Source organism: Spirulina subsalsa CS-330 (assembly GCF_028330765.1).
Lineage (GTDB): Bacteria > Cyanobacteriota > Cyanobacteriia > Cyanobacteriales > Spirulinaceae > Spirulina > Spirulina subsalsa_A.
This window is the reverse complement of sequence record NZ_JAQMTY010000025.1, coordinates 1-5,711: the sequence shown is the minus strand read 5'-3', so window position 1 is coordinate 5,711 and position 5,711 is coordinate 1. Positions and strand designations below refer to the sequence as shown.

Sequence of the window (5,711 nt, the reverse complement as noted above, 5' to 3'; positions counted from 1 at the left end):
TTCCCCCTTATCCTAACTTTCCTACAGGACTAAGTCAACCCTGTAGGATTCGCTTCGCTCAGTTTTCTTTGTTGGTCAAAATTCATCTCACCGTTAAGCCTTCGGCTATAACGGGAGTCCTCTTTTGACACTTGAGATAGATTAAAAAAAAGAAGCTGGCTTGGCCAGCTTCTTTTTTTTGGGAAAAATTGCTGAGAATCGATGTGGTATGCTACAGTTGTTAAGCGCAATTGGAAGATTGCCATCGGGGCGTAGCGCAGCTTGGTAGCGCACCACTTTGGGGTAGTGGGGGTCGTGGGTTCAAATCCCGCCGCTCCGATTTAAACGCCAGTTTTCTATATATCCCCTTGAAAAAAACTCCAGTTTCGGCTGGAGTTTTTCTATGGGCTCAGGTGCGATCGCGCCTGAGCCCATGACATCACTTTATCGAGGTTCTACGCTATCCGGCTTGCTTGCTGGGGCTGGGGTTCGCGGTTCGCCGATGATTGAAATCGCCACGCCCATTAGTAAAATCGCGCCGCCGAGGAGGACAAAACGGCCGGGGATTTCGCTGAAGAGGGCCCAGCCCATGAGGCTAGAGCCGACGGGTTCAAAGAGGATGGCGAGGGTGACGATGGTGGGGGAAATTTGGGTGACTGACCAATTGATCACGGTGTGGCCGATGAGTTGCGGCAGGATGGCCATGAGGAGGATGCAGCCGTAGACGAGGGGGGGATAGCCGAGGTAGGAAATGTTGAAGACGGGGGGGAGGGGCAAAAGAACGATCGCAGCGACGGCATAGGCGATCGCCACATATTGACCGATGCTCAACCCGCGCCGCTGGGCTTCGCGACCGAGCATGAAATATAAACTTGCCATCCAAGACCCCATGAGGGCGAGGGCATCGCCGAAGAGGGGCGCGGTTCCCGATGCGCTGCCCTGAGCACCGCCCCAGGCAATGACCATGCCGCCGGTAAGGGCGATCGCAATGCCGCCCACGGTGATCCCGGTGGGTCGTCGTCCAAACCAGAGCCAACTGAGGAGAGCCACCCAGACCGGGTTTGTGGTGACGAGGGCGGTGGAGGCGGCGATGGAGGTGAACGAGAGGGAGGTGAACCAGGTGGCGAAGTGGAGGGCGAGACAGCATCCGGCGGCGATCGCATAGCCCCAAGTGGCCCCGGTGATCTGCCGCACGGGGAGCGATCGCCAGGCGGGCACGAGGAACACACTGGCCATCACCAACCGCGTCGCCGCCAAAAATAAACTAAATCCCAACCCCTGCGTTGCCGCACTGGCCAAGGCGACCCGGATAATGGGGGCTGAGGTGGCAACAGCCATCACCCCCAGGATTAAAATCAGCCAAACCTGCCAAAGGGCGGGTTTTTGAGGAAACACAGACATACAGCACATGGGATAGGATTCCCCAAACTGCGGAAGATGTGGGATCTTCTGCTAGGGTCGAACCTGGCCATTCTAAGGGGCAGGGGACGGCGATCGCTCGGTCTCCCCTTGCCTATGCTACGGTGAAGGAAAATTGTGCGATCGCTCCTCACCATGGGCTTTTTCTCATTACTGCGTCGTCGTTCCCTCTGGTCTACCGTGCTGAAAGTGGGATTGGGTCTAGTGGCGATCCTCACAATTAGCCTCGGTTTGCGCCTCACCCACGCCGCCCAGCAGCCCATTGATGCCGTGCTCGTGTTGGGGGGTAGCATCCGCCGCGAAATCTACGCCGCCCAAGCGGTCGCCCAACAGCCTGACATTCCGGTGTTAATTTCCAGTGGATCGCCGCCGCCTTGTATCTTTTTGGTGTTTGAACGCGAACAGGCCTTAAGCGATCGCATCTGGCTCGAAACCTGCGCCCACAGCACTTTTGAAAACTTCTACTACACCACCCCAATTTTGCGCCGCTGGCAAGCCCACCATGTGCAACTCCTCACCTCCCCCTCGCACTTGCCCCGCGCCCTCTGGCTGGCTCGGATTCACCTCGGCATCCATGGCATTTGGGTCGAAGTTGATCCCGTCGTAGAAACCGGGCGACCGGGCAATACTGAATCCTGGCTCAAAACAGACTTAGATTTGCTGCGGAGTGTAGCTTGGGCGGTGGTGAGTTTACTGTGGCAACCGAGGTGCGATCGCGTCCGTCCCCTCACCCAAATCAACCTCGATCGCGCCCTCCGCCAAGGCTTCAAATGTGAGCATCAAGGCCAACTCGACACCCTGATTCAAGAGCGACAAAAGACTCTCTCACCATAATGCTATCGTGGGAGAATTAGCCATCTAATCCCACCCCCGCTATGAGTAAATCTCTCCCCAATCTACCCTCATTGGCAACATTGTTATCGGGACAAAACATTGTATTTGGGGGGATTATCTGGTCAGTGGTAACCTTCTGGTTTTTCGCCCTCTTTAGCATTCCGATTCCCGGTGAAGAGAACCCCCTCTGGTATCTGCTCGGCACGTATGCCCTAGAAACCCTACCCTTCATCCTCGCCACCTGGCTCTGTTACCGCAACTGGAAAAGCCCCCAAATTGCCAGCGGTCGAGATGTGTGGCTCTTCATCGGCCTCGGCCTCGGCTCCTATTCCATCGGTAACTTCCTCTTTGGCATGTGGGAACTGTACTTTAACCTTGATCCTGAAATTTCCCCCGCCGACCTCTTTTACATCAGCTTCACTATTTGCGTCGGCTTTGGCATGATTTTGGCCGTGCTTCCCCGTCGTCTCAACCTTGAACCCAAACAATGGTTAATTGTCGGAGGTGTTGCTGTGTTGGGGACTCTCCTCGCCGTATGGCTCAAACTCGCGACTATCAATAAGGAAGAAGCGATCGTCGAAGTCCCCCCCACCCCCAGCACCGAAGCCGTCCAACCTGCTCCCGCCGTTGATCCCAATGCTCCCGCCGATCCCAACGCTCCGGCCGCCGTCACGGCCCCAGCCATTTCTGAAGCGGAAGCAGAAAGCGAAGATCTGCCGCCGGGTTGGGTGATGGCCTTGGATGAGCTTTTGGTGGTGTTTGCCACGCCGGTCAACTTGTTTTATTCAATTTCGGATGTGGCGTTAATGGTGATTGCTGCCACGTTGTTGATGGCATTTTGGGGGGGGCGATTTTCCCAATCATGGCGCATGATCGGGGCGGCAGCCTTGGCGAAATATGTGGCGGATTTGGCGTTTTATGTGGCGTTGTCGTTGCCGGGAAACTATGAAAGTGGCGGCTTGATGGATGTGTTTTATGTGTTCAGTGGGGTGTTGTATTCCATTGGAGCGGCGTTGGAATATGACGTGTCTACGAGTCGCTCCGGGCGGGGACGACGGCGACGGGGCGGGGGTTAGGCAGGGCCGGATTGAGTCGTTAAAACACGTTGAGCATTTGGGTGGCTTGGAGCAGGCCGGGGATGGCGCTGGGGGGCCAATTGCCTTCGGCGCGGCGGCCATGGTTGAGGATGAGACGGAGACTGTAGTGATGGGGAAGGCCGTCGGCTTCGAGCCAGAGAGATTCACTTTCGACGGCGCAGGTGAGATGTTCTTCGGCCATGAGTTCGGGGGTGATCGAAGCGATCGCATCGCCCAACTGTCGTAACAGGCGACAAAACTCCTGAAGTTCCGCCGCCGTCAGTTCCACCGCCCAATCCTCCCCCCCCACCAATCCCCCATAATCCTCCGCCTGCGGATTCCAGCCCAACCGCCAACCCTCCCCGGTTTTTAAGATTCGTTCCACCCTGGCCGCCCCCCTCGATCAAAAATTCTCAAATTTCTCGATCCAACACCAACGAAGCCCTGGTTTCATAGTAGGGTTAAGAGTGATGAAATGCACGCTGAATCATAGTTTGAGGGATCACCATGGCTTTTGAATATCCGGAGGACTTGAAGTACCTCGACTCCCATGAATACGTCCGCTTGGATGGCGAAATTGCCACCATTGGGATCACATCCTTCGCCCTTGACCAATTGGGAGACATTGTCTTTCTGGAATTGCCGGAAATGGGCGATGATGTCGAAGCGGGCGAAGGATTTGGCACTATTGAATCAGTGAAAGCGGTGGAGGATCTCAAAGCCCCCATCAGCGGCACGGTGATCGATCGCAATGAAGGGTTAATCGATGCGCCGGAATCCCTGGCGGAAGACCCCTACGGCGAAGGGTGGTTGATTAAAATCCGGATCGCAGATCCCGATGCAGAGTTAGACGATGTGTTAACCGCTGCGGAATATAAAGCCCAAGTCGAAGGCGACGACGAATAATCCGGTTCATCTCGCCGTGAATCGGGCCGTTTTGTCCAGGTTGCTCAACGCTACGAATCAAAGGGTTGAGCAACCCTAGTGAAGCGTCAATGCAAAGAATCAGGATGTTTGTAGGGTGCTGTTAGCGAAGCGTAACGCACCGTCACGTTGAGTGTTGGACATTCAATACAATCCGAATATTAAGTCTTGACTCTGTACTAGGGCGATCGCTGGGGACTAGACGAAAATCCGATGCTGGAGAGATGGCATTTGGCGGCGGACTTGGCGGAGACAGTCGGGGTTAATTTCGGCGATCGCCATCTCCTGATCCGACCCCGCATCAGACAGCACCGTTCCCCAAGGGTCAACAATCATCGCGTGGCCGTGGGTATGGCGCAGCCCGTAATGATTCCCCGCTTGGGCCGGCGCAATCACATAGCAGGTATTTTCGATCGCACGGGCCTGGAGCAACACTTGCCAATGGTCTTTCCCGGTGTAGGCGGTGAAGGCAGCCGGCACAAACAACACATCCGCCCCCGCTTTGGACAAGTGGCGATAGAGTTCCGGAAAGCGCACGTCATAGCACACCGATAGCCCCAGGTTCCCAAAGGTCTCAGACGCGAAGATCGCCGGTAACTCATGCCCCGCCATCACCGTGCTGGATTCGCAGTAGGTATTCCCATCGGGAAGATCCACATCAAACAGATGCACCTTGTAATAGCGCGTCAATTCTTCGCCGTTGGGTGCGATCAGGAGGGCTGTGTTGCGGACTTTATCCCCGGAGGCTGTGGGGACGGGAAAGCCTCCCCCAAGGAGCGTCACTTGATAGCGTTGGGCCATGGTGCGGAGAAACTGCTCACTTTTTTCTGCGATCGCCGCTGCCTGAGCCATTTTCTCTTCCTCTAGACCCATAAAGGAGAAATTTTCAGGCAAACACACCAACTCAGCCCCGCGCCGCACCGCTAGATCAATGCGCTCCTCGGCCTCTAGCAAGTTTTCCATTAAATTCGGTTTGCTCGTCATTTGAAGAGCGGCAGCGAGGTAAGGCTTCATTGAAGGATGTCTATCGGTTACAGGTCAAGGCGTTGAGATGATTCCAATCATACCGTACTCAGTTCCCCGCAACACACCAAACTGATAACAATCAACACAAGGGATTGATCGAGATCATAGAGAATCGCTTGGGCTTTCAGTATTCTTACGAATGTGGGGGATAACCTCTATGGGGTCTCACCCCCCCCGGTGATATTGAGAGGATGATGTGTTGTGGCTAATATTCGTGAAATTGTTCAAGATGCATGTTGTCAGGGCTATCTCTGCGTCGAGGCTGAAAACGAACTGCGGCGCTTATTGCTCACCTGCAACGCCGATGATGTTGTCTTGTTTACCCAGCTTCAACTCGCCATCATGGACGGACGAGTCACCCAAGAAGCCCGCGAACAGTTTTATCGTCGCCAAACTCAGGCCACTGTCGCGGTCTAATCACAAGTCTGGAAGAACCAAAGCGCGTCTTGGTAT

At 55.2% G+C, this 5,711-nt stretch carries 7 protein-coding genes and 1 tRNA gene; 5 read left to right on the top strand and 3 right to left on the bottom strand.

The features are described from left to right. The first annotated feature begins 245 nt into the window (after window positions 1-245). A tRNA-Pro gene (locus PN477_RS01860) sits at window positions 246-319 on the top strand. Between the two features lie 104 nt (window positions 320-423). On the opposite strand, the gene PN477_RS01855 is transcribed toward PN477_RS01860, so the two are convergent. Further along, window positions 424-1,380 (bottom strand): DMT family transporter, encoded by a 957-nt coding sequence (locus tag PN477_RS01855; protein ID WP_272116630.1) that lies wholly within the window; start codon window positions 1,378-1,380, stop codon window positions 424-426. A gap of 135 nt (window positions 1,381-1,515) precedes the next feature. Between PN477_RS01855 and PN477_RS01850 the strand changes: the two genes are divergently transcribed. Both PN477_RS01850 and PN477_RS01845 read left to right on the top strand, forming a co-directional pair. Then, window positions 1,516-2,232 (top strand): YdcF family protein, encoded by a 717-nt coding sequence (locus PN477_RS01850; RefSeq protein WP_272116628.1) that lies wholly within the window; start codon window positions 1,516-1,518, stop codon window positions 2,230-2,232. A 41-nt stretch (window positions 2,233-2,273) separates the two neighbouring features. Then, window positions 2,274-3,308 carry a hypothetical protein gene (locus tag PN477_RS01845; RefSeq protein WP_272116626.1) on the top strand — a complete coding sequence of 345 codons (1,035 nt, stop codon included), beginning with the start codon at window positions 2,274-2,276 and terminating at the stop codon, window positions 3,306-3,308. Between the two features lie 19 nt (window positions 3,309-3,327). Here the strand turns inward: PN477_RS01845 and PN477_RS01840 are convergent, their stop codons facing one another. Beyond that, window positions 3,328-3,693: a DUF1818 family protein gene (locus PN477_RS01840; RefSeq protein WP_272116624.1), complete on the bottom strand. Its 366-nt coding sequence runs from the start codon at window positions 3,691-3,693 to the stop codon at window positions 3,328-3,330. 122 nt (window positions 3,694-3,815) lie between these two features. Between PN477_RS01840 and gcvH the strand changes: the two genes are divergently transcribed. After that, window positions 3,816-4,214, top strand: a complete 399-nt coding sequence (gcvH, locus tag PN477_RS01835) for a glycine cleavage system protein GcvH (RefSeq protein ID WP_272116622.1) — start codon at window positions 3,816-3,818, stop codon at window positions 4,212-4,214. Window positions 4,215-4,430: 216 nt separating this feature from the next. Here gcvH and PN477_RS01830 read toward each other — a convergent pair whose 3' ends face one another. Next, complete coding sequence (locus PN477_RS01830) at window positions 4,431-5,246, bottom strand: carbon-nitrogen hydrolase family protein (protein WP_272116620.1); 816 nt, start codon at window positions 5,244-5,246, stop codon at window positions 4,431-4,433. A gap of 213 nt (window positions 5,247-5,459) precedes the next feature. Between PN477_RS01830 and PN477_RS01825 the strand changes: the two genes are divergently transcribed. After that, complete coding sequence (locus tag PN477_RS01825) at window positions 5,460-5,675, top strand: hypothetical protein (protein WP_272116618.1); 216 nt, start codon at window positions 5,460-5,462, stop codon at window positions 5,673-5,675. Window positions 5,676-5,711 lie beyond the last annotated feature (36 nt).